Origin of the sequence: Rhodococcus sp. IEGM 1307, from assembly GCF_030056915.1 — a bacterium.
Taxonomy (GTDB): Bacteria; Actinomycetota; Actinomycetes; order Mycobacteriales; family Mycobacteriaceae; genus Rhodococcus_F; species Rhodococcus_F opacus_D.
In genome coordinates this window covers 1-326 of sequence record NZ_JASHKW010000088.1, presented here as the reverse complement: position 1 = coordinate 326, position 326 = coordinate 1, and the positions used below count along the sequence as shown (strand labels likewise).

Below are 326 nucleotides of genomic sequence, written 5' to 3'. Positions count from 1 at the left end.
GCCGAGGACGTCGGTGAAGACGTCGGCGATGGTGTGTTCGGTGGGGGTGACCGGTGGTCGGAACTGCCGGTTCGACGGTGTTGGTGCGGGGAGTGCTCGCCGGTCGATCTTGCCGTTCACGCTCACTGGCATCCGGTCGAGGGTCACGAACACCGACGGCACCATGAAATCGGGCAGGCGCGCACCGACCGTCGCGGCGAGCGTGTCGGGGTCGAGGTGGGCGCCCGGGGTCGGCACCACGTAGGCCACCAGTTGCTCGGTGACTGGGCCCTGGTGGACTGTCACTGCGGCGTGGGTGATGTCGGGGTGGGTGGTGAGGGTGGCTT

General features: G+C 68.7%; 1 protein-coding gene. It reads right to left on the bottom strand.

All coding sequences use genetic code 11. The features are described from left to right. The coding region (locus QM841_RS42935; protein WP_502943345.1) for an AMP-binding enzyme at positions 1-326 on the bottom strand (326 nt) is incomplete at both ends.